Source organism: Pseudomonas asuensis, from assembly GCF_014646755.1.
GTDB classification, from domain to species: domain Bacteria; phylum Pseudomonadota; class Gammaproteobacteria; order Pseudomonadales; family Pseudomonadaceae; genus Chryseomonas; species Chryseomonas asuensis.
Window position 1 is genome coordinate 328303 of record NZ_BMNW01000005.1, and the last position, 21560, is coordinate 349862.

At 57.5% G+C, this 21560-nt stretch carries 25 protein-coding genes; 8 read left to right on the forward strand and 17 right to left on the reverse strand.

Features of this window, described 5'->3' with window-relative positions; translation table 11 throughout:
* Positions 1–9 precede the first annotated feature (9 nt).
* The 11 genes from ssuD to IEX86_RS13455 form a co-directional block, all read right to left on the reverse strand.
* Positions 10–1173: an FMNH2-dependent alkanesulfonate monooxygenase gene (gene ssuD / locus IEX86_RS13405; RefSeq protein WP_188866625.1), complete on the reverse strand. Its 1164-nt coding sequence runs from the start codon at positions 1171–1173 to the stop codon at positions 10–12.
* Between the two features lie 59 nt (positions 1174–1232).
* Positions 1233–1382 carry a hypothetical protein gene (locus IEX86_RS13410; protein WP_188866626.1) on the reverse strand — a complete coding sequence of 50 codons (150 nt, stop codon included), beginning with the start codon at positions 1380–1382 and terminating at the stop codon, positions 1233–1235.
* Positions 1379–2368 carry an aliphatic sulfonate ABC transporter substrate-binding protein gene (locus IEX86_RS13415; RefSeq protein ID WP_188866627.1) on the reverse strand — a complete coding sequence of 330 codons (990 nt, stop codon included), beginning with the start codon at positions 2366–2368 and terminating at the stop codon, positions 1379–1381. Before IEX86_RS13415 ends, IEX86_RS13410 begins: the two co-directional genes overlap by 4 nt.
* Positions 2365–3339 carry a sulfonate ABC transporter substrate-binding protein gene (locus IEX86_RS13420; RefSeq protein WP_188866628.1) on the reverse strand — a complete coding sequence of 325 codons (975 nt, stop codon included), beginning with the start codon at positions 3337–3339 and terminating at the stop codon, positions 2365–2367. Before IEX86_RS13420 ends, IEX86_RS13415 begins: the two co-directional genes overlap by 4 nt.
* A gap of 95 nt (positions 3340–3434) precedes the next feature.
* Positions 3435–4019, reverse strand: a complete 585-nt coding sequence (gene ssuE, locus IEX86_RS13425) for an NADPH-dependent FMN reductase (RefSeq protein ID WP_188866629.1) — start codon at positions 4017–4019, stop codon at positions 3435–3437.
* A 228-nt stretch (positions 4020–4247) separates the two neighbouring features.
* A complete protein-coding gene (locus IEX86_RS13430; protein ID WP_188866630.1) occupies positions 4248–5264 on the reverse strand; it encodes a TRAP transporter substrate-binding protein in 1017 nt (338 codons plus the stop codon).
* Between the two features lie 63 nt (positions 5265–5327).
* Positions 5328–6605 carry a TRAP transporter large permease gene (locus tag IEX86_RS13435; RefSeq protein ID WP_188866631.1) on the reverse strand — a complete coding sequence of 426 codons (1278 nt, stop codon included), beginning with the start codon at positions 6603–6605 and terminating at the stop codon, positions 5328–5330.
* Between the two features lie 63 nt (positions 6606–6668).
* Positions 6669–7805 carry a gluconokinase, GntK/IdnK-type gene (locus IEX86_RS13440; protein WP_188866632.1) on the reverse strand — a complete coding sequence of 379 codons (1137 nt, stop codon included), beginning with the start codon at positions 7803–7805 and terminating at the stop codon, positions 6669–6671.
* 174 nt (positions 7806–7979) lie between these two features.
* Entirely contained in the window at positions 7980–8408 is a 429-nt protein-coding gene (locus tag IEX86_RS13445) for a VOC family protein (protein WP_188866633.1), read from the reverse strand.
* Entirely contained in the window at positions 8408–8791 is a 384-nt protein-coding gene (locus IEX86_RS13450) for a DUF3140 domain-containing protein (RefSeq protein ID WP_188866634.1), read from the reverse strand. Before IEX86_RS13450 ends, IEX86_RS13445 begins: the two co-directional genes overlap by 1 nt.
* Positions 8788–9306 (reverse strand): Rho termination factor N-terminal domain-containing protein, encoded by a 519-nt coding sequence (locus tag IEX86_RS13455; protein ID WP_188866635.1) that lies wholly within the window; start codon positions 9304–9306, stop codon positions 8788–8790. The genes IEX86_RS13450 and IEX86_RS13455 overlap by 4 nt, the downstream gene beginning before the upstream one ends.
* A gap of 119 nt (positions 9307–9425) precedes the next feature.
* On the opposite strand from IEX86_RS13455, the gene IEX86_RS13460 reads away from it, so the two are divergent.
* Complete coding sequence (locus IEX86_RS13460) at positions 9426–9956, forward strand: GNAT family N-acetyltransferase (RefSeq protein WP_373290439.1); 531 nt, start codon at positions 9426–9428, stop codon at positions 9954–9956.
* A 215-nt stretch (positions 9957–10171) separates the two neighbouring features.
* Here IEX86_RS13460 and IEX86_RS25925 read toward each other — a convergent pair whose 3' ends face one another.
* A complete protein-coding gene (locus IEX86_RS25925) occupies positions 10172–10258 on the reverse strand; it encodes a small membrane protein YohP (RefSeq protein WP_444544330.1) in 87 nt (28 codons plus the stop codon).
* Positions 10259–10423: 165 nt separating this feature from the next.
* Here IEX86_RS25925 and IEX86_RS13470 point away from each other — a divergent pair, with 165 nt between their 5' ends.
* Positions 10424–11323 (forward strand): alpha/beta hydrolase, encoded by a 900-nt coding sequence (locus IEX86_RS13470; RefSeq protein WP_188866638.1) that lies wholly within the window; start codon positions 10424–10426, stop codon positions 11321–11323.
* A gap of 153 nt (positions 11324–11476) precedes the next feature.
* Entirely contained in the window at positions 11477–11926 is a 450-nt protein-coding gene (locus IEX86_RS13475; protein ID WP_188866639.1) for a hypothetical protein, read from the forward strand.
* A 60-nt stretch (positions 11927–11986) separates the two neighbouring features.
* Here the strand turns inward: IEX86_RS13475 and IEX86_RS13480 are convergent, their stop codons facing one another.
* Positions 11987–13294 (reverse strand): MFS transporter, encoded by a 1308-nt coding sequence (locus IEX86_RS13480; RefSeq protein ID WP_188866640.1) that lies wholly within the window; start codon positions 13292–13294, stop codon positions 11987–11989.
* A 222-nt stretch (positions 13295–13516) separates the two neighbouring features.
* Between IEX86_RS13480 and IEX86_RS13485 the strand changes: the two genes are divergently transcribed.
* From IEX86_RS13485 to IEX86_RS13505, 5 genes are all read left to right on the forward strand, one after another.
* Positions 13517–14209, forward strand: coding sequence for a TetR family transcriptional regulator (locus tag IEX86_RS13485; protein WP_188866641.1), 693 nt, complete (start codon positions 13517–13519; stop codon positions 14207–14209).
* 95 nt (positions 14210–14304) lie between these two features.
* Positions 14305–14805 carry an urease accessory protein UreE gene (gene ureE / locus IEX86_RS13490; RefSeq protein ID WP_188866642.1) on the forward strand — a complete coding sequence of 167 codons (501 nt, stop codon included), beginning with the start codon at positions 14305–14307 and terminating at the stop codon, positions 14803–14805.
* A complete protein-coding gene (locus tag IEX86_RS13495; RefSeq protein ID WP_188866643.1) occupies positions 14802–15473 on the forward strand; it encodes an urease accessory protein UreF in 672 nt (223 codons plus the stop codon). Before ureE ends, IEX86_RS13495 begins: the two co-directional genes overlap by 4 nt.
* Positions 15474–15486: 13 nt before the next feature.
* The gene (ureG, locus tag IEX86_RS13500; protein ID WP_188866644.1) at positions 15487–16101 is read left to right on the forward strand and encodes an urease accessory protein UreG; all 615 of its coding nucleotides are present in this window, start codon (positions 15487–15489) and stop codon (positions 16099–16101) included.
* A gap of 59 nt (positions 16102–16160) precedes the next feature.
* Positions 16161–16634, forward strand: a complete 474-nt coding sequence (locus tag IEX86_RS13505) for a hypothetical protein (RefSeq protein WP_188866645.1) — start codon at positions 16161–16163, stop codon at positions 16632–16634.
* Here IEX86_RS13505 and IEX86_RS13510 read toward each other — a convergent pair.
* Genes IEX86_RS13510 through IEX86_RS13525 form a run of 4 tightly spaced genes read right to left on the reverse strand, consistent with a single transcriptional unit; the run spans position 16606 to position 21558 of the window.
* The gene (locus tag IEX86_RS13510) at positions 16606–17292 is read right to left on the reverse strand and encodes a phosphatase PAP2 family protein (protein ID WP_188866646.1); all 687 of its coding nucleotides are present in this window, start codon (positions 17290–17292) and stop codon (positions 16606–16608) included. The two genes, IEX86_RS13505 and IEX86_RS13510, sit on opposite strands and share 29 nt — an antisense overlap.
* A complete protein-coding gene (locus IEX86_RS13515; RefSeq protein ID WP_188866647.1) occupies positions 17289–18533 on the reverse strand; it encodes a phospholipase D-like domain-containing protein in 1245 nt (414 codons plus the stop codon). Before IEX86_RS13515 ends, IEX86_RS13510 begins: the two co-directional genes overlap by 4 nt.
* 60 nt (positions 18534–18593) lie before the next feature.
* A complete protein-coding gene (locus tag IEX86_RS13520; protein ID WP_188866648.1) occupies positions 18594–19244 on the reverse strand; it encodes a MotA/TolQ/ExbB proton channel family protein in 651 nt (216 codons plus the stop codon).
* A gap of 31 nt (positions 19245–19275) precedes the next feature.
* Positions 19276–21558, reverse strand: a complete 2283-nt coding sequence (locus IEX86_RS13525) for a TonB-dependent receptor (RefSeq protein ID WP_188866649.1) — start codon at positions 21556–21558, stop codon at positions 19276–19278.
* Positions 21559–21560: the final 2 nt, after the last annotated feature.

Below are 21560 nucleotides of genomic sequence, written 5' to 3' on the forward strand. Positions count from 1 at the left end.
ACCGCCTCCTCAGCTCTGCGCGGCATACTTCGTGGTTGAGGATGGCACGATGTCGTTGGCTACGATCTCGCCGAAGGGGCTGATGTTATTGGCACCCGTCGGCTGCTCGGGTCGGCTGAGCGGCAGGTGCGGAAACAGGAGTTCGGCCACGCGGTAGGACTCCTCCAGGTGCGGATAGCCGGACAGGATGAAGGTATCGATGCCCAATTCGGCATATTCCTTCATGCGCTGGGCCACGGTGGGGCCGTCGCCGACCAGAGCGGTCCCCGCCCCGCCGCGCACAAGGCCCACGCCTGCCCAAAGGTTGGGCGCGATTTCCAGCTTGTCGCGTCGCCCGCCGTGCAGCGCAGCCATGCGCTGCTGACCAACCGAGTCGAACCGTGCAAACGAGGCCTGGGCCTTGGCGATGGTGGCATCATCAAGGTTGGCAATGAGCCGGTCGGCCGCCTTCCAGGCCTCTTCATTCGTTTCACGTACAATCACATGCAGACGGATGCCGAAGCGAACAGTACGGCCATGGCGCGCCGCTTTTTCACGGACGGCTTCGATCTTCTCACGCACCGCGTCCAGCGGCTCACCCCAGGTCAGGTACAGCTCGACCTGCTCGGCAGCCAGTTCCTGGGCAGGCTCGGAGGAGCCTCCAAAGTACAGTGGCGGACGTGGTTGTTGCAGCGGCGGATAAAGCAGCTTGGCCCCCTTGACCTTGATGTGCTTGCCATCAAAGTCGACCGTCTCGCCTTCCAGCACGCGACGCCAGATCTGGGTGAACTCATCTGAAGCCTCATAGCGCTCCTCATGGCTCAGGAACAAGCCATCCCCGGCCAGCTCTTCCGGGTCGCCGCCCGTCACGAGGTTGAACAGCGCCCGGCCACCGGACAAGCGATCCAGCGTGGCGGCCTGACGCGCCGCTACCGTTGGGGACACGATGCCAGGGCGCAGGGCTACCAGAAACTTGAGCCGCTGTGTGACAGGAATCAGCGAGGCAGCTACAAGCCAGGAGTCCTCGCAGCTACGACCGGTGGGAATCAGTACGCCACCAAAGCCCAGGCGGTCCGCTGCCTGGGCGATTTGCTGCAAGTAGCCATGATCAACCGCGCGAGCACCTTCGGCAGTGCCCAGGTAATGGCCGTCACCGTGGGTAGGTAGAAACCAGAAAACGTTTAGATTGCTCATGAGTAGGGCTCCGTTAAATGGAAATCTGGGTCAATTCGAACGTGGGTTTCAAAGGCCTTTTAGTGGCGTCCGCTGTAGTCACTCGCGGCACGGGCTGCACATGGGCATCGACAAAGGCACTCCATGACGTGCGCCATCGCCTGATCCATCCCATTCAGATAACGCTCGACCAGACGGCTGGCGATCGTGGGCAGGGGTTTCGTATTCATGGCGTCACCTCGGTATGGGTTTGGCGTTGCGCAGTGGCCGGTACGCTAGGCGTTGCAACGTCGGCCACGCGTATCGGCTTGGGAATCAGGCGGTTTTGGTAGAACAGGTCAGCGGTCTGCTGCTGGTTCTCGATATCCTTGGCCGTGATCGGGCTGATGGGCGAGTCTGGACGATGATCGAAATAGGAGGCGACCACGGCGCGTGGCAAGCCCAACTGGCGGGTCATAATCTCAATGCTGCCTTCAGCGTTAGCCCGAGTAAGCGCTTCGGCCTGATTCAACGCCTCGAAAATCTGCGGGATGAGGTCAGGATTGCTTTCAGCGAACGAGCGGGCCGCGAGATAAAAGGAGCCGGAGTTGGACAACCCATTGCGGCCGTCAGTAAGCACACGCACCTGACCGGTCAAGAGTGCTGCCGAGTAGAACGGATCCCAGATGGCCCAAGCGTCTACGTTGCCCTGATCGAACGCCGCACGGGCATCGGCAGGCGGCAGGTAGACCGGCTGGATATCGGTGTAACTGAGTCCTGCCTGATTAAGCGCCCGAAGCAGCAGGGCATGGGAGCTGGAGCCTTTCTGGAAGGCCACCTTTTTTCCCTTGAGATCCGCCAGGGTGTGGATCGGACTGTTCTCGCCTACCAGGATGACCTCGGCCAACGGCTTGGCGGGCTCGGTGCCAACATAGAGCAGATCGGCCCCAGCGGCCTGGGCGAAAATCGGTGGGATATCGCCTGTCGCCCCTAAGTCGATGCTGCCCGCATTCAACGCTTCAAGCAGTTGTGGCCCAGCAGGAAACTCGACATAGCGCACGGCTGTATTGGGAAAGCGTACCTCCAGAAAGCGCTTCTCACGCGCCACTACCAGATTCACGGCGCTCTTTTGGTAGCCAATACGCAGCTCTTTAGGGTCAGCCCAGACACTTTGAAAGGCGAATGTAGCCAGCGTACCCAGCAGGATCAGACTACGAGTCAAGAAAACAGGCGTCATGGTTTCACCTCCGTGTGGCGTGCAAGAATTGCAGGCGGCGTCCAGATCACGTCACGAACGATAAGGGGCTTGGGAATCAGGCGAATCTGGGCAAAGGCATCAGCGATCTTTTGCTGTGCCGTTACAACCTCGGGCGTAATGAATTGAGCACCGTATCCTTGTCGCGCTACCACCGTATGGGTGATGTCTTCCGGCAAACCGAGTAACGGCGCTACCTGCTTGGCAACGTCATCGGGGTTGGCCTTGGCCCATTCACCCACTGAGCGGACTTCGTCGACCAGCGTGGCAATGACTTGCGGGTGCTGTTGGGCGTAAGGACGTGTTGAGAGATAGAACTGGTGGTTGTCGACCAGTCCGGTTCCATTGGTAAGCGTACGGGCCTGAAGCTGGCTTTCAGCCGCCGCCTGATAAGGGTCCCAGATAACCCAGGCATCGGCGCTGCCGCGCTCAAAAGCGGCACGGGCATCGGCCGGCGGCAGGTAAATCGGCTGGATATCACTGTAGTTCAGCCCGGCCTTTTCCAGGGCGCGGACCAGTAGGTAATGAACGTTGGAACCTTTATTAAGGACGATCTTTTTGCCCTTCAGGTCAGCCAGCGTCTGGATCGAGGAATCCTTGGGCACCAAGATCGCTTCGCTGGTTGGCGCGGGCGGCTCATGGGCTACGTAAACAAGATCGGCACCGGCGGCCTGGGCGAAGACCGGTGGGGTCTCACCAGTAACGCCAAAGTCGATACTGCCAACATTCAGCCCTTCCAGTAATTGGGGGCCGCCAGGAAATTCAGTCCATTGCACAGTAACGCCCTGCTCGGCCAGGCGCTTTTCCAGCGTGCCACGGGCCTTGAGCAGCACCAGCGTGCCGTATTTCTGATAGCCGACCCGTAAGGTTTCGGCGGCTTGAACAGTGGCATCGAGCGACAGGGCCAACAGCAGCGCGGCAACCCATCTTCGATGCAAGGGTTTGACGCGCATGGCGTGCTCCTTGGCTTCGAGTGGTGTCCTGCCTGCTGCCCCGTTGACGGGTCAGTAAGGTGGGTAATCTGTTCTCCCCGATGGGAGTAATTACATCAAATACTCCAGCGTGCCTGTGTCAGCTGCGCTGTCAAAACATGTGGCTCGACCGGCCTCGGGCGGCGGGCCAGTGCGGCCAGAAACAGTTCGAGCGATTCATCCAAGCGCTCTGCCAGTGCAGACGACAGAGGCGTGTCACTGTCATAACTAACCTGGCTGTCATCCGCGAACACACCGGGCAAGATCTCCTGCGCCTTGAGCGCAGCCAATACCGGCTTTAACGCATAATCCACGGCCAGCATGTGAGCGATAGAGCCCCCAGTTGCCAGCGGTAGCACCACCTTGTGGTTGAGTGCCCGCTCCGGTAACAAATCCAGCACCGTCTTGAGCACCCCGGAAAACGAGGCCTTATAGATCGGTGTGGACACTACGAGGCCGTCCGCATTGTGCACGTGCTCTACGAAGGCCTTGACCTGAGGGCTATCGAACCGCGCCTGGATCAAATCTTCGGGTGGAAAGTCCTGGATGCGCCAGGAGGCTACTTCAACCCCATGTGCGTTCAGCCATTGCCGCGCCTCGCCAAGCAGTACACTCGACCGTGACCTGACACCTGGGCTGCCCGCCAGCGAAACCACTAACATTGCCGTTCCCCTTCAACTGTCCTGTCAGGGTCTGTATCCCTTCAGGTATGAGGCGAACCATAGCAAGCCTTGGCATATATCTAAAAATCATTTTTATTCATTTGCTTATAACTTTTTGCATAAATGAAAAACCCCAGCTTGCGAGCTGGGGTTTTCTGGTGTTGCACGGCCTGGAAGCAGACTGGGAAAGATCGGTACTGCACCCTCGATTTACAGGGTGAAGCGCCCTTACTGTGGCGCTTTCTGGATTTCAGCCTGAACCTGATCAAACAATGGCTTGCCAACGGTATTGATAACCGACTGGATCGCGGGCTGTGCCTTTTCGCGCATACGCTGGGTTTCCTCGACACTGACCTGGTTAATCTGCATACCGTGCGTCTTCAGCTCTTCAAGGGCTTTTTCGCCCTCAGCACGAGTATCCAGACGCTCAGCATCGCGAGCTTTCTTGGCCGCTTCCATCAGGATGTTTTGTTCTGTCTTGGAAAGGCCATCCCACCAGCGCTTGGATGCCAGCATGATCCAGGGGCTATACACGTGGTTCGTCACGGTCAGGTACTTCTGTACTTCATAAAACTTGGAGGACAGGATCGTATTGAAGGGATTTTCCTGCCCATCTACGGCCTTGGTCTCCAGGCCGGTAAAGAGTTCAGAGAACGGCAGCGGCACGGCGTTAGCACCCAGCTGCTTGAAGGTATCCATGAAGACCGGGCTCTGCATCACCCGCACCTTGATGCCGGAGAAGTCTTCCAGCTTGTTGATCGGGCGAACGTTGTTGGTCATGTTACGAAAGCCGTTTTCCCAGTAGACGAGGCCAACAAGGCCCTTATCCTGGAGCTTGTCCATGATCTGCTGGCCGACCGGCCCGTCGAGCACATAATCCGCCTGCTTTGCGTTGGAAAACAAAAAGGGCGTATCCCAGATCGCCATTTCCTTGGTGATGCCGACCAGTGTCGCGGTAGAGCCCACCATCATTTCCTGCGCGCCGCCAATCAACGCATTCTGCATTTGGGCATCCGGGCCAAGGCTTCCGGCACCAAAGGTGCGCACCTTGAGCTTGCCGCCTGACGCCTTGGACACCTCCTCCGCAAACACCTTGGCGCCGCGTCCCTGGTTGCTGTCTTCGTTGAGGCCATAGCCGAAGCGGATCATGCGGGGGCGAATGTCATCGGCGGCCTGAGCGGTCAGGGTTGCCAGCGGGCCGCAGAGCACAGTCGCGGCCAGAGTTGCGAAGAGAAAGCGTTTCATGGGCATTCCTTTTATTGTTGTTGATAAAGTCGGATGGTCTGGGTCTACAGATGCTGAAGCCGTTCAATGCAACCACTTCAGCGGTACGGTGATGATCTCGGGAAAAATCACCAGCAGGGCAACGATGGCAAGGTAGGTAAAGAAGAAGGGCAAAACCCCTTGCACCAGCTTTTCCATACGGATTCGCCCAATTCCGCCGACCACATTCAGAACGGTGCCCACTGGCGGAGTGATCAGGCCAATCGAGCCGATCAGCACAAACATTACCCCGAAATAAACCGGGTTAATGCCTGCCTTGGCGGCGATAGGTGCTAAAACCGGTCCAAGGATCAAAATGGTGGGTGTCAGGTCCAGCACCATACCGATGGCTACCATCAACACCATAATGGCGGCCATAAGCAGTTTGGGATTGTCTGCAATCGGCCCCAGCATCGCGGCAATTTCCTCAGGGAGCTGCGCCAGGGTGACCATGTAGGCCGAGACGGTTGCAGCCGCACAAAGAAACATTACCGAGGCCGTGGTTCGGCTGGCCCGTGTCAGTACCTCAACCAGCGCATTCCAGTTCAGCTCCCGATAGAGCAGCGTGGAAACCAACAGCGCGTAGACCGCCGCAACCACGGCCGCCTCAGTGGGCGTGAAGATACCGCCACGCAAACCACCTACGATAATGACGGGCAGCATCAGGGCGGCAATGCCATCGACGATAGCGTGACGGCGCTCAGTCCAGGATGCTTTTGGCTGCGGCGGCTCGTGAATGCCTCGAGCAATCAGAGTCCAGGCAACGATCAGCCCGGCTCCCATGATAAGCCCTGGAACCAGACCCGCCAGAAAGAGCTGGCTGATCGAAGTATTGGTCACGACCCCATAGATCACGAACGGCATGGAGGGTGGAATGATCGGCGCAATAATGCCGCCCGCCGCTACCAGCCCACAGGAAGAGCTGAGCGGGTAGCCGCGCTGGCGCATCATGGGTAGCAGCAATGTAGCCAGCGCGGCGGTATCAGCCAGGGCTGAACCCGACATACTGGCCAACAGCACCGAGGCGGCAATGGCTACATAGCCGAGCCCGCCCTTCTTGTGGCCAACAAAGGCCTGAGCCAAGGTAATGATGCGCCGGGAAATGCCACCTGCGTTCATCAGCTCGCCAGCCAGGATAAAGAACGGCACAGCCAGAAGAGGAAAGCTGTCAGCACCAGCTTGTAGATTCTGGGCCAGGAGCTGTACATCCCAGAAATCCAGATACCACATCAGTACAGCGCCCGTTAGCAGAAGCGCAAACGCGATCGGCATCCCGAACGCCATGAAGCCCAACAGGGAAGAGAGAAAGACGGCAACGGTCATGGTCAGCCCTTAAGGGAGGCAGTGCCTCATGTTTTTATTGGAATTGACTGATTACATCCGGGCTCAGTCTGCTGTTACATTTGCCAGGGCCGGTGGGACCGCTCGCTCGGTACGCCAGGTATTAATCAACTGCACCAGTGCCAGCATGGCCAACGCAATCATGCTTACCAACACCGGTAGCATGGCAATGGCCAACGGATAGCCGACCACAGGACTGGCGTTCTGCCAGCCAAATTGCATCTGATACCATGCCCCCCACGCAGACAGACCGCTGCCGGTAGCAATTAACAAGGCGCTGACCGAATCAATAAGGCGATGGGCGATACGCGGAAATTTGTCGCGGATCAAGGTAAAGCACATCAGCTCCCCACGACGCATGCTGGACGCGACGCCCACAAAGATCAGCCAGACGAATGCCAATCGGGATAGCTCTTCGGCTCCCGCCCAGCCGGATCCAAAGGCGTAACGCAGGACTACGTTGACAAAGACTGCTCCGACCATAAAGGCCATGAGGACCGCCATGAGGCTGTCGGTAAGCGTATCGAAGCGCTGGGCCATGCGATTGTTATAAATCGGCTCGCTGGTTAGCGGTGGCTCCTTTCGTGGAGACGGTGCGTCAGGCATCTTTGAAGCCAGACCTATCAGAGCCGCCATTTCGCTGCTCGGAATTGGCGCGTGCATCCAGGCGCATACCTCTTCCACAACAGCCTCGCAGGCCTTGGATGCATCGACCCAGAGAACACCTGGCTCTCCCTTGGGGGATTCCAGGGTATCGAACTGGCTTTTGACCAGCGACGTGGGCATGTAATGGTCGGCACGCTCTCCAACCCGCTGGAGCGCTGTTTCGTAGTCAACGGATAAATGAGCGAAACGTAGGCCAGGCACGGCATCGCGCAGGCGATCACGGTAGCTGCGGCGTAACGCCGAGCATGACAGGACAAAGCCTGTACCGTCCTGCACCGCCTTTTGCATCTCCAGACGCAATCGGTCGAGCCACTCGATACGGTCGGTATCGGTCAGCGGCGTGCCGGCTTGCATGCGTACAACGTTTTCAGCGGAATGAAAGTGATCGGCTTCGATATGACGAAAACCGAGACGGCGGGCGACTCCCAGGCTTGTCTCGGTCTTTCCGGAGCCGCTGACGCCCATAATTACAATGGCTTGAGCAGGTGTGGCGGAGGTACTGACGGGTGAAGTCATTGCGCTCTCCAGAGCGCTTCTCGGTGCGCTCGTTCTTATTTTCACTTGATGTTAGCGCTAACATCACTATTCAGCAATGAGACTGAAAAGCCATCAGTCGAGCACGACCCTCACAGGCGTAACAAGATATTTCAATATTTGGGTGGTATACCTTGAGCTAGAGCAGCGGTCAGATCAGTAGTTTTCCCATAACCCCGGCGTTGCCAGTTCAACCAGATGCCCATCGGGATCACGAAAGTACAGGCTCACGCCGCCTTTCGGCCATTTCACTTCACCTTCGATCACAATCCCGTGAGCTGCCAGATGGTCACGCCACGGTTGCAGGTGTTCGGGAGCAATGGAAAAGGCGTAATGAAGCCTGCCGGAACCGTCATGGCGTGGAATAGTGCCGCCGGGAAGCTGGGCAGGCGTATCGGTCGTGCCCTGCTGGAAAAGCAGCAGCACATTGCCCGGCGCGGCGTCATAAGCCGCGACTCGCTCATCATGAAACATGACGCTTAGGCCCAGTAGCTCCTCATAGAAACGACGAGCCTTTGCCAGGTCAGCCACATAAAGACCGGTTTCCAGGACAGGGCCAAGAGGTGGAGCGGTTGGCGTGGTCATCAGTTGGCCTTTTGCTTCAATGGGTCATGCCCCCAGTTCATCAGAGACTTGCGCCAGCGCGTATCGCCTACCTCACCGTCCGGGCGCTGCTTGATATGCCGATGCACATAGCCGATAACCTTGCGCATGGCCTGGTAATCATCGTCATTCAGTTCCGCCTGCCGCTTGCCTTTGATCGCAAGGATACGCTCGCCCATCTCATGACCAACTGCCTCGCCGTCGGCCTTTTCCTTGACCTTCTGACCTTTGGCCGTCATGCCGACGGACTGGCTCTCCTCGCCCTGTAACCACTTACGCAGCCGGGCAGGCGGCATGTTGACCACTTGCTTGAATTCACTGCGCAGCTCTTTCTTGTCCGCATCGGTAAGCGCTTTTGCTGTCATTTTTCACCTGCCTGCTTGAGTGCATGAATCAGCTCGTCCTTTTTCATCCGCGAGCGACCGCGTACCTGATGATGCGCTGCACGCGCCATCAGCTCGGTCTTGGTCATATCGGCGAGAGCGGTCTTGCGGGCAGAGGCGGTCTTGCGTGCCACATCCTCCGGCTGCTTGGAGTGCTGCTTGCCTCGACGGGTATCGCGCCGCTTGTTGGCCGTGCTGCGGGCGTACTCGCTATCACTGATCTGCTCTCGTGCCTTTTTGGGCAGGTAGCGCTCATCCGTCTCGGTGGACTTCTTGCCGGACTTTGTTCCCCAGTCCTGCTCGGTCCATTGCTGGAGATGGTTATCGGGGCCCTTGCCGCCCTCATAACCCCCACCCCGCTTCTGGTATTCCTGGCTCGACAGCTGTGCTTTTCGAGCCGACCACTGGCCAGCACGACCGCCCTTCGAGCCACGCGTCACATCCTCTTTAACACTGTTCCACAATTCCGGATCGGTCTTCTTTGCGGTAGCAGACATAAGCCTTCCTCATCAGTAGAGTTTCGGACCCCCTTGGAAAGGGGGACCACCCACTGGAACGCTTGTTCGAACCAGGCGACGGGGTGTATCAAGAAGGATGCTTCAGGAAGGACATGACCATGCCGTTACCCACGCTTCAAATCCGCGATGCCACCGAGTCGGATATTCCCGCCATACAGATGATTTACGCCCATCATGTCCTGCATGGAACAGCCACATTCGAAGAGATTCCACCAGATGAAACAGGGATGAAACGGCGGCTGCGAAGTCTTCAGGAGGCTTCATTGCCGTTCCTGGTCGCCGAGCTGGATGGCGTGGTGCGTGGCTATAGCTACGCCAACTTCTACCACACGCGCTCAGCTTACCGTTATACCTTGGAAGATACGGTTTATCTGGAAGAAGGCTGGCGTGGCCGCGGCCTGGGCAAAGCCTTGTTGAGCGCGCTATTGGAGCGCTGTGAAGCCGGTAGCTGGAGGCAAATGGTGGCGCTCATTGGTGATAGCAGTAATGCAGGCTCTATTGCACTGCATCGCAGCCTGGGCTTTCGTCAGGTAGGTACTCTGGAAAAGGTAGGCCTCAAATTCGGCCAGTGGCATGACGTTGTGATGATGCAGAAAATCCTGGGTAAAGGCAGCAGCGATACACCATAAGTCGGCTGGTCAGAACTTCCGCACGCGCTGCTTCTCACAACAGAAGCTCTCTTCTGCCTAGAGCATGACTGACACATCGCCTGTAGCACCTGAACATCAGGAAGCCGAACGGCCCACGGATGATGTTGAAAAATGCTTGGGAAAAAGGAAGAGTAAACCTTGCGCCCATAAAAAAGCCCACCACGTGCCTGGGTGGGCTTTTTATGAGCTTCGCATCAAAAGATCAGCTTGATGATGCCGATAACAACGATCAGGCCGATGATGAAAATGACGCCGGCCGTGCCTCCAATAAACTTCAACATGATGTTTTCCTTAATTAAGTGCGTTCACTTATTAGGACGTCAGCTATCCGCAGACGTTCGCTGAAATATTCATTAAAGGCTTCCGCCGAACGGTCAGAGGGATCTTTTAGTCTTTTAGATAAGGCGACCTGAACGGTCCAATCGCATTTCGCAAGAGCCCTATTCATGTCTACCGAATCTATTCGTCGTCGCTGGCGACCCGTGGCCTTTCTCGCCCTATTGCTAGTCGTGGGTCTGCCGTTTGGCTGCTCTAAACTGGCACAAAAGGAGCGCGAGCTGGTGTTCAACATTGAGCCTGGCACCGCTAGCTGGTTCTCGGGTGTGCCAGCCGGTGTCCAGCAGTTCAACATCCCGGTCACAACCGGAATCAGCAAGACTCAATACGTCCATGCCTGGTGGTGGCCCGCAGCGCAAAAGAATGCACCTGCTGCCCTGTACCTGCATGGTACACGCTGGAACCTGACGGCCCAGGTGCGTCGCATCACCGCACTACGCAGTCTGGGTTATTCCGTCCTGGCTATCGACTACCGCGGCTTTGGTGAAAGTCCGGGCGATCTACCGTCGGAACGTACGGTATATGAGGATGCCCGAGTGGCCTGGAAGCGTCTCGTGGAGCTGCAGCCTGACCCACAAAAGCGCTATATCTACGGACATTCGCTGGGGGGTGCAATAGCCGTCAATTTAGCGCAGCAGATCGCGAAGCAGAAAGACCCTGAAGGCGATCCTGCTGCCGCTGCGGGCCTGATCATCGAGTCGACTTTTACCAGCCTGGCAGATGTTGCTGCCGCCGTGGTCGACACTTCCCTACCGATCCGCTGGATCATCTCGGAAAAATTCGATTCCATCGATAAAATCAGTCAGGTCGATATGCCTGTATTGATCGTTCATGGGACAAGCGACCAGTACGTACCGCCCCGCTTCAGCGAGGAATTATTCAAGAAAGCTCAGGATCCGAAACGGCTACTGCTGATTGAGGGAGGCAATCACACCAACAGCATGTCCATCGGCAGTCAGGAGTATGCCCAGGCTGTACGGGATCTCTTTGGGCTGAAAGGCGCGCACTAGAAGGGCCCTCCTCTGCATCATCACTGAATGGATATATCTTCTAGAACGCTCATCATTCTCAATGATGTTTGGTATGCCTGTGATCCATTTTTTAATCGAATAACCAGGCCCGATACTGAATCTGTCGAAACGATTCCATCGAGGAAACAGATCATGAAACGCACTATCGCATTCGGTATCGGCCTGACCGCCTTAGCATTAAACACCCTGGTGGCGGCTCAAACCCTACCGCAGACTTCTCAGCTCTATGCAGAAGATGGCAGCCAATACACCGTAGACAAGATGATCAACCGTCAAACCAAAGGCCTGGAAGAGCGCCTGCTGACCGAAGACGGCTCGGATCAAACCTTGGGCCGCCTCATTGAACGCCAGCAAAATCGTTTGAATGTTCCTGCCCAGCTGGCCGAAGACGGCACCGAACAAACTATCGATAAAATGATTCATCGTCAGCAGCATCAGATGCAGCTCGCGGAAGACGGTACCGAGCAGACCATCGACAAGATGATCCATCGTCAGCAGGAATACATTCAGCCACAATTGGCCGCTGATGACTCAACGCAAACGATTGATCGCGCACACCACCGCATGCACCGGATTGCCTGATGCAGGCCCCGTAAAAAAGCTCGACCAGTTGATCGGGCTTTTTTTATTTATAACGACCTTTCAGGCGACCGGCTTTTCATCCGGGAGGCCATCGGAGCGGCCGATGTTAGGCGGCGCATCCACCATCAGCTCCTCGGGTACTTCCTCCACGCGGGGGTCGAGCGTAGCGGCCATCGGGCTGACCGTATCCGGCATCGCCACGTGGTGCAGTGGTGCTTCATTCACAAGATGCTCATTTGTCACGAAGCGGGGCTGAACCCAGATGATCAAAATGACGGCATAGATCGACATCAGGATATAGAACATGCCAGGTCCAAACTGATTCATCAGCGCACCGGCCAGTAGCGGTCCGATACAAGCGCCTACACCGTAGGTAGTCAGCAGCATGGCGGAAAGCTCCACGCGGCGCGAGGGCTCCACATGATCGTTGGCATAGGCCACTGACAGAGGGTAAAGCGTGAACAGCAGCATCCCTGTCATGAAGCCCATCGCGAGCAGTCCGGCATAGGGCAGCGTAACGTACCCCCACATTGGAATCGCTGCCAGGCATAGCAGAACGGCGTTGGCCCGAATCAGTTTGCAGCGGTCGAATCGGTCAGACAGCCAGCCCAGCGGCCACTGTGCACAGAAGCCTGCCACAATACATATGCCCACAAACATACTCGACTGCGCCGTATCCATCCCATTGCGGTTGGCATAGACAGGCGCCAGACCGTAAAAGGCACCCACCATCAGGCCAGCGACAAAGATGGTTACCAGAGACTGCGGCACACGCTGCCAGAAGAACTTGAGTTCAAGCGGTGCGGCAACCAGCTTGGCAGGGTGCACGCGACGCGTCATGGCAATGGGAATCAGGCAGGACGCAAAACAGATCGCCACCAGCAGCAGCGGTTTGTAATCCAATGCGGGATGCACGGCCAGCAAGCCCTGCCCCACGACCAGCCCCAGGTCAACGGCCACCATGTAACCGGCAAACACCTTGCCGCGCTGGTGGTTTTCCGCCTGCTCATTCAGCCAGCTTTCGATCACCATGTACTGGTTCATCATCAGGACACCCATGATAAAGCGCAGTATCAGCCAAACGCCCAGGTGATCAGTCAGGGCATGGATGAGCACGGTAACGGTTGCCCCACCGGCGCAGGCGACGTATGAGCGGATATGCCCCACATTGGCAATCAGCCGATGGCCAAGCTTGCCACCGCAGACCAGCCCGAAATAATAAGCAGCCATCAGGCCGCCGACCCACAGGTCGCCTGCCCCCTGTTCGGTCAGGCGAAGGCCGATATAAGTTGTGAAGAGGCCGGAACCGGCCAGCATCAGGAGCGTAGCAATATAGAGCGCGGGAAATGTGACAAGCGGGCTGAACATGAGTCGTCTGATATGAGCTGAGCCAATTCTGGCGGGAAGAGAGCGGTAGAAGGCACGGCTATCGGCCGTGTGAACCTTATCTTTAAGCACACCGATTATTATCTGAATGATGCGCCACATGCAGACAGACTAACGGCGTCCGCATTCCGTCACATGACAAGTGTTCCAACCGGACACGCGGGTATTTGATAGAGTACCCCCTCGCCTGATTGGAAATCTGCCATGTCCTCCCGCGCCGAGCAAAAACTGCAAACCCGCCACGCCCTGCTGGATGCTGCGCGCATGCTCATGAGCAGTGGCCGCGGCTTTGGCAGCCTGAGCCTGCGGGAGGTTACCCGAAGTGCCGGCATCGTCCCGGCGGGCTTTTACCGCCACTTCTCCGACATGGATGCCTTTGGGCTTGCACTGGTAGCCGAAGTGGGCGAAACCTTTCGTGAGACCTTGCGCCGGGTACGGCATAACGAGATCGAACTGCGCGGCGTGATTGATGCCTCGGTCGGGATATTCATCGAAGCCGTAGCCGAGCATCGTAGCCAGTTCATCTTTCTGGCGCGGGAACAATACGGAGGTTCCCTGACGATCCGTCAGGCCATTGGTGAGCTGCGCCAGCGTATTACTGATGACCTTGCACTCGATCTGTGTCAGCTCAACCGGTTACCCCATCTTTCAGATCAGGATCTCGATGTCTTGGCAGATCTGGTGGTTAAAACAGTATTTGCGACCCTACCTGAATTGATCGATATGCCTGATGAAATACTGGAGCCGCACAAGACGCCCCAGGCAAAGATCATTCACCAGTTGCGCTTCATCATGATCGGAGCTAAACACTGGCGCGGCATGAATATGTTATTCGCACCAAACCAGGGCGAACCATTGTGCTCCGACCCGCTCATGCACCAAAAAATGGCGAATTGACGGCGCTACTTGCTTCGCCCCTCCTATAGAACCTGCTTTTGCATTCTGGCAGGCCGCTTGCTGTAGTCTTCCCAAAGCACAGCGGATACAGCTCTATGTTGGTCATTCATACCCGTCTGCCCTCTCCTGCCCTCTGGGACGAAGAAGTTCACCTTACCTTTGAGGCGCGCAGTAAAAGCCGGCTGCGAACCGTAACGGCCAGCGGCGAAGACGTCGGGTTATTTCTTGAACGCGGCCAGTCGCCACTGTTCGACGGCGAGGGATTGCAAGCCGAGGATGGCCGCATCGTGCGCGTTTGCGCTCGGCCTGAGGCGCTTTTACATGTTACCTGCACCGATGCCTATGAACTGACCCGCGCGGCCTATCACTTGGGTAATCGTCATGTGGCGCTGCAAGTGGGCAATGGTTGGCTACGTATTCTGGACGACCACGTACTCAAAGCCATGCTGGAGCAGCTGGGCGCCACCTGCGAAGCCATCAGCGCCCCATTCCAGCCAGAACACGGCGCCTATGGCGGTGGGCATCATCATTCGCACCACGGTGAGGCTGATTTCAACTACGGACCTCGCCTGCACCATTTCGGGGTGCGACTATGAACCCGGCCTGGGCATTGATGCGTCTGGCCAGTCCGCAATTACCCATAGGCGGTTATAGCTATTCCCAGGGGCTTGAGGCGGCTATCGAAACCGGAATCGTGACTAATGCCAGTTCAGCCCGCGTCTGGCTCGAAGATCAGCTGGAGCTTAACCTCGCCCGCTTTGAGGCACCACTGCTGCTGGCTCACTGCCAAGCGGCTGTGGCGGGCGACTGGCTGCGGCTAGCTGAACTGGCTGGCCGTTACTTAGCCAGCCGTGAAACCCGTGAGCTGCGCCAGGAAAGCCGCCAGACCGGGTTTTCCCTGGCGCAGCTGCTCAAGGATTTGCCAGAGCTGGATGCCAAGGCACGCGAGCACCTCTTGGCCATTGAGCCAACCTTTGCTTTGGGCTGGGCCATTGCCGCCCGCGCCTGGAGCATTGCTCCGGTGGATGCCGTTTCGGCTTGGCTTTGGGGCTGGCTGGAAAACCAATTGGCTGTCCTGATGAAAACCCTGCCCCTCGGCCAGCAGGCCGCGCAACGACTGACCTCCGAACTCATGCCTGCCCTGGAGGCGGCACTCACTACTGCCCGCGAACTGCCGGAAGCCCTCTGGGGTAGCACACCGTTTGGCCTGGCATTAGCCAGCATGGCGCACGAACAGCAATACAGCCGTCTTTTCAGATCCTAGGAGAATAAGAGCAATGAACACCCAACCTCTGCGCGTTGGCATTGGCGGCCCGGTCGGTTCCGGCAAGACGGCCCTGACCCTCGCGCTGTGCCGCGCCTTGCGTGATCGTTACAACCTTGCAGTCGTGACCAATGATATCTATACCCGTGAGGACGCAGACTTTCTTGTGCGCAACGAGGCGTTGCCTCCTGAGCGTATCATCGGTGTGGAAACCGGAGGCTGTCCGCACACAGCCATCCGTGAAGACGCCTCCATCAATCTAGAGGCCGTAGATCAGCTCAACCGCCGCTTTCCTGGTCTTGATCTGATCCTGGTCGAATCCGGTGGCGATAACCTTTCCGCCACCTTTAGCCCGGAGCTGTCAGATTTGACTATCTACGTGATCGACGTGTCCGCGGGTGACAAGCTCCCCCGCAAGGGCGGCCCAGGCATCTGCAAGTCCGACCTGCTGGTTATCAACAAGGTGGATCTTGCCCCAATGGTCGGTGCCTCACTTGAGGTGATGGACCGCGACGCCCGCAAGATGCGGGGCGAGAAGCCGTTTGTGTTCAGCAACCAGAAAGTGGGCCAGGGCCTGGAGGACATCATCGCCTTTATCGAAAAGCAGGGCATGCTGACGGCTGCGTAGCGCCCCTATACTGCAAGGCACATGCGTAGCATAGCCAAACCAATATTAAAGGGGCTCCCATGAGTCACGCTGCTGCCTTGCGCTGGATCATCGATCTGCTGAACGAGCGATACATCCCCTTTCTTTTATGCGGCGGTCTGGCGGCCCATGTTTATGGTGCCAGACGCCCGCTGAACGACATTGATCTCCTGGTTCCAGCAGACCGTTTGCAAGAAATAGCCGCTGCCGGCACTGCTGTAACGACCAAGCCCCTCGAACGCCGCTGCGAGAAAGGCTGGGATGTGGAGTACGTGCAGTTCAAAGTTGAAGGCGTGAAGATCGAGATAGGCGGCACGCCTGGTGCCCGGATTTTCGATAAAGGCCATTCAACCTGGAGAGACCTTGAGGCAAACCTGGCCAAAGCCCACCGCGCCACGCTGCTGGGCGTAGCTCTTCAGGTAATGGACCGTGATGAGCTGGCCGCCTACAAAGCTATGCTCGGACGCGAAGTGGATACAGAAGACCTTATCGCCCTTTCGACGCCACACCCATGACCTTGATGACGAGTACCGCTACGCTGGCGCCAAGCAGGCCACCGGCGACCACATCGGAAAAGAAGTGGTAGTTACACAGCAAAAGCCCCACCGGTACCACCGCGGCTATTACTACCGAAAGTCCCCTCAGGCGGGGCCAGCACAGCGCAATCGCCACGGCGGCAGCGTAGGCAACTGTGGTATGTCCGGAAGGAAAGGACGCGTACCAGTCTCCGCCGTGAAACCAGTTGAAGCCATAAGCCTGATTATGGATCAGCGAAGGATTGCCATGGGTCCAGGTTTCCGGCCAGTAGCGACCAAAGACGGGCTTGAGCGAGTCCTTTACACCTTTGGCGACCAGTACGCTGAAGGCAAACACAAAACAGCGATGACGGTGCAAAGGCAGCAACTGTCGGCCAAGGCCCAGCACAATGACCAGCAACACCGCCAACGCGGTAAGCCAGTCCGCCACATGGGTCATCAGGTTGGGCCACGCCAGACTGCGCAGATCGCCTGCATGGGCCCAATAGGCAACGGGCTGATCAATCACGAAATAGCCCAGCAGGATCAATACAAGCCCCACTACCCAAGCCACTAGCAACGATTTACGTGTCACGGTGCAAACCTTTTTTCCATCATCAACCGCATTCAGCCCGATACGCTCCCCGTTGGCAATCATGGCGTGCCTGGGTGCGGCTCTGGATAGTCACGGGTCAAGCCCAGCATCTGGGCATAGGGCCCATTCCACAGTTGCTCATGCAACTGGCGAATGCGCTCAGCCATGGCACGGTCCTGCATGACGACTTCAAGGTTACGTGAGTTGTCCAGATAGCCGCCGAGCCAGTTGCTGGTGCCTACCCAGGCCAGGCGTCCATCAATCACCATCGTCTTGCTATGGATCACTCGCGCAAAGGGAATGAAACCGCCCGGATCGGCCGGCAGCGTGACGATCTTGATTTGCACATTTGGTAGCACGGCCAGGCTTTTCAGGTAGTCGATCTCCGGTGCGCCCGTGTTCCAGTGGGACACCATTAGCTTGATGGATACCCCTCGGGCGGCCGCCGCGCGCAAGGCATTGTCGATCACCGGGTAATACGGACGGGTATTATCCGGCCCATAGGATAACGGCGCATAGTCAAGCAACTGCACACGCACCTCATGCTGTGCTTGGGCGAGCAAACGCGGTAACTCTATCTGGGAGTCGCGCACGCCGGGCGGGTTGTAGCGCGCAGGGCTGGCGACCAAGTAATTGCCGGTGGGTGATGGCTCCCTGCTGGAGTCCTGTCGCGGCTGCGGAATCGGTTTGCCCTCCGCCAAAGCCTGCTGTGCCTGCCAGTCCTGGTTGAAAATAGCCTGTATTTGACCCGCTACCGTACGGTCGCTGATCCGCACACCTGTTTCGTGGATATGCGTAAGGGAGCGCCAATCAAAATTCTGGCTACCCACAAAGGCCTCGCGGCCATCCACGACCAGATATTTGGCGTGAATGATTCCCCCGGTCAGCTGGCCATACGGCAATACATGCAAGGTCAGATTGGGAATGCTGCGCAAGCGGTCCAGCGTGGCAGGGTCCGACATCCGCAGCCCCTTCTCTTCCAGCAGGAAGCGAATCGTTACACCGCGCTGCCCGGCCGCCTGTAAATGCTCGATCACGGTATCCAATTGTGAGCCCGGCTGACCGGACGCATAGAATTGGCCAATGTCGATACGGTGCTGGGCCCGGTCGAACATTTCGCTCCAGACCTCGACCGGGTTACGCAGGTCAGCCGTTGCCAGATCGGTCGCCACCGGCACGGTATGCACCAGCTCGAACCCTGGAATCTTGAAATCGGCCCAACTGAGCGTACTGGCGCTGAGCAGGAAAAACCCAAAACACAGGCGTCGAGCGCCACGGATCGGCAAACGGGACAATACAGGCATGGAGGTCTCAAACAAGAAGAAAAAGACTGGCGAGGACCGATTGGCCCTCGCCGCAACCGATCAGGCGGTACGGTACTGCGCCATTGGCTCTGCAGATAGAACGTGGGCTTCATCCACAGGCTGCGCCCCCATGCTGGCGCGAATCAGCAGGATCTTGAGCTGATCGTTGATGCGCTCCAGGCGATCCTGGAAGAAGTTATGAAAGACCACGCAGCCCAGCGCGATGGCAATACCCAAACCGGTCGCAAAGAGCGCCGTTCCGATGCCTGCCGAAATCTGGCCTGGATCAGAGACACCTGCCGAAGCCAGCGCCTTGAAGGTATCAATAATGCCCAGAATGGTGCCCAACAGACCCAGCAGCGGCGCTGCGGTCGTAATGGTTTCGACGATCCACAGGCTACGCGCCAGCGGTGCACGGGTCGCCAGGTACTGCGCTTCGATAATCTCGTCCAGTTCCTTGCGAGTGCCGCGCTGCGCCTTTTGCGCCAGTACCGGCCGCACCATGGTAAGCGGCAGACTTTCGCGGCGGGTAAAGGACTCAGGCAGATCACGGTCACTGCGGACCTTGGCCGTCAGCAGCGCCTCCAGTTGACGCGCCTGCTTGCGGATATACGCAAAGTACAGGCTACGCTCGATGATAACGAAGAGCGCAATGGCGATAGCGCCATACATGACATAAAACGTGATGTCATGAAGCAGGTCGGTATTCATATTCAGCACACCTCTTACAGCAACTCAAGAATCAGAAATTAGCTTCCAGGGAGACCATGACGGTCCGCTCGACACCGACGATGTAGGCCGGATCACCGTCGCGATAGCCGCTATAGCTCGCGGCGTTGGTCTTGGTGGTGTACACGCCGTCCAGGTACTTCTTGTCGAACAGGTTGTCGATGTTCAGGCGCAGGGTTGCGTCCTTGACGATGTGCTTGTCTACCGGCAAATGCACGCCAGCCCCGAGGTTAAAGACAGTCCGCCCCGGAATGCTCTCGTCGTTGGTCAGGTCGCCATAGAGCTTGCTGGTGTATTTGGCGCCGAACGTGCCGTAGTAGCGTCCGTCGTCATAGCCGATATTGGCGGCCAGCATATGCTTGGGCACATTGGCGAACTGCTTGCCACTGGTAGGCAGCTCCACCGCAACGCCATTGTTGTAGGCAGTGATATCGTCCTTCTGCTTGGCGCGGGTGTAAGTGTAGGACGTGTAGTAGTTGAAGTTATGTGGCAGCAGGCCACTCCATTCCAGCTCAAGGCCCATGTTATCCACGCCGCCGGCGTTGATATCAGCGTAGTCTCCATTCTCGTCGCGCGAGGAAACCTGGCGGTCCTTGAACTTCAGGTAGAACAAGGTAGCCGACAGAGCCATGTCTTCCTGGGTATAGCGCCAGCCCAGCTCGTTGCTCCAGCTCGTCTCGGGGTTGAGATTGATCGAGCCTTCACCCTGATCGTACAACACGTAGTTGTAGGGGATGCGCATGTTGCGGGTCAGGTTATAGAAGAACTGATTTTGCTCGTCGAAGCGGTAGCCGATGCCAAAGGTCGGCAGCACCTTGTTGTAGTTCTGGTGGCGCTTTTCCGGTAACTCGGTCAGGCTGCCATGGTTGGTGCCCTTGCGGTCAACGTCCATGTAGGCCACCCCGGCATTCAGCGTCCAGTCCGGGTTCACGTACCAGGTGTCCTGCACCCAGATCTTTTGCGCGGGTGTAACGGTGTAGCGGTCGCGCCCCTGGATGATGTTGCCGTTGGCGTCACGGGTCTCATCCGAGTCCGACCAGACACTCTCTGGCTTGCCACTGGCCTTTAACGCAATGAATGGCTGCGTCTGCCGCTGCCGGGCGCGCTCATACCAGTAACCGAACTGCAGGCTGTGGTCGTCCAGGTCCCAGTTCAGCTTGGTGGTAATACCTGGACGCCAGGTCTGGGTTCGGGATGGCCGATAGTAGACGCCTGTGTAGGACAAGCCGTCATTGGCATAATTACCAGCCGTAGGGAGATTGCCCAGATCATAGACACCGTTGCTGCTGGTGCCCCGGTTAAGCGAATAAGCCGAACTGCCTACCCCGCTGCCGTCCCCCCAGTAGTAATAAGGGATCACCGACAAGGACATGTCGTCACGCAGGCGGAATTGGGTATTGAGCACACCGGTAAAGGTCTTGAACGGGTTCTGTGCCAGCTCGTAGTACTTGGAGATCTTACCGTTGGAGCCCACAGTTGCCGGGTTAGGGTTGGGGTCGTACTTGCGTCCGTACTGGGTGAACTCATTCTTGGTGAGCTGACTGTAGTTATTGTTGTCCTGCTCGTGGTACTTGAGGATCAGGTTGGCCGTGTTGCCGTCCCCAGCATCGAAGAAGCTGTTCCACTCTACCTTGTCGGCTCGAACGGCACCGTGACCACGCCACATCTGGCCCTCGGTATGCGAGGCAGACAGCCAGTTGGACAGGCCATTCCACTCACCGGTGTTTAGCCGGGCAAAGGTCTTGTAGGTACCATTGTTGCCTACTGCCTGCTTAACAAATACACCGGTTTCCTTGGTTGGCCGAACGGTTGTCAACGTAAGGTTGCCGCCACTGGAACCAATGTGTGGGCCATCTGCATCCGAGGCGCCTTGCACGACGGAAATCTGGTCAATGTTCTCCGGATCGCCCAGCAGGTTGGAATACAGCGCATAGTTGCCCGAGTCGTTGATCGGCATACCGTCAACAGACATGCCAACCTGATCGGAGTTAAGCCCGCGCATGGTAAAGCGAAAACCCGACAGGCCTGTGGCGTCTTCGCTGGAAATATTCAGACCCGGCGTGTACTTGAGTCGGTCAATCGCATTGGCTGTAGCAGTCTGCTTGTCCATGGCCTCACGCGTGATGGTAGAGCGCGACTTGGGGCTCTCCTCAGGCGTCATGTACCCGCTGCCCAGCGTGGTCTTTCCTTCAACACCAATGGTGCCGACATCACGCTCACCGGTTTCCTGTGCCATGGCCACGCCATGACACAACCCGGAAGCAACCAGGGCAAGATAAATCCTTGTGTACTTCATTG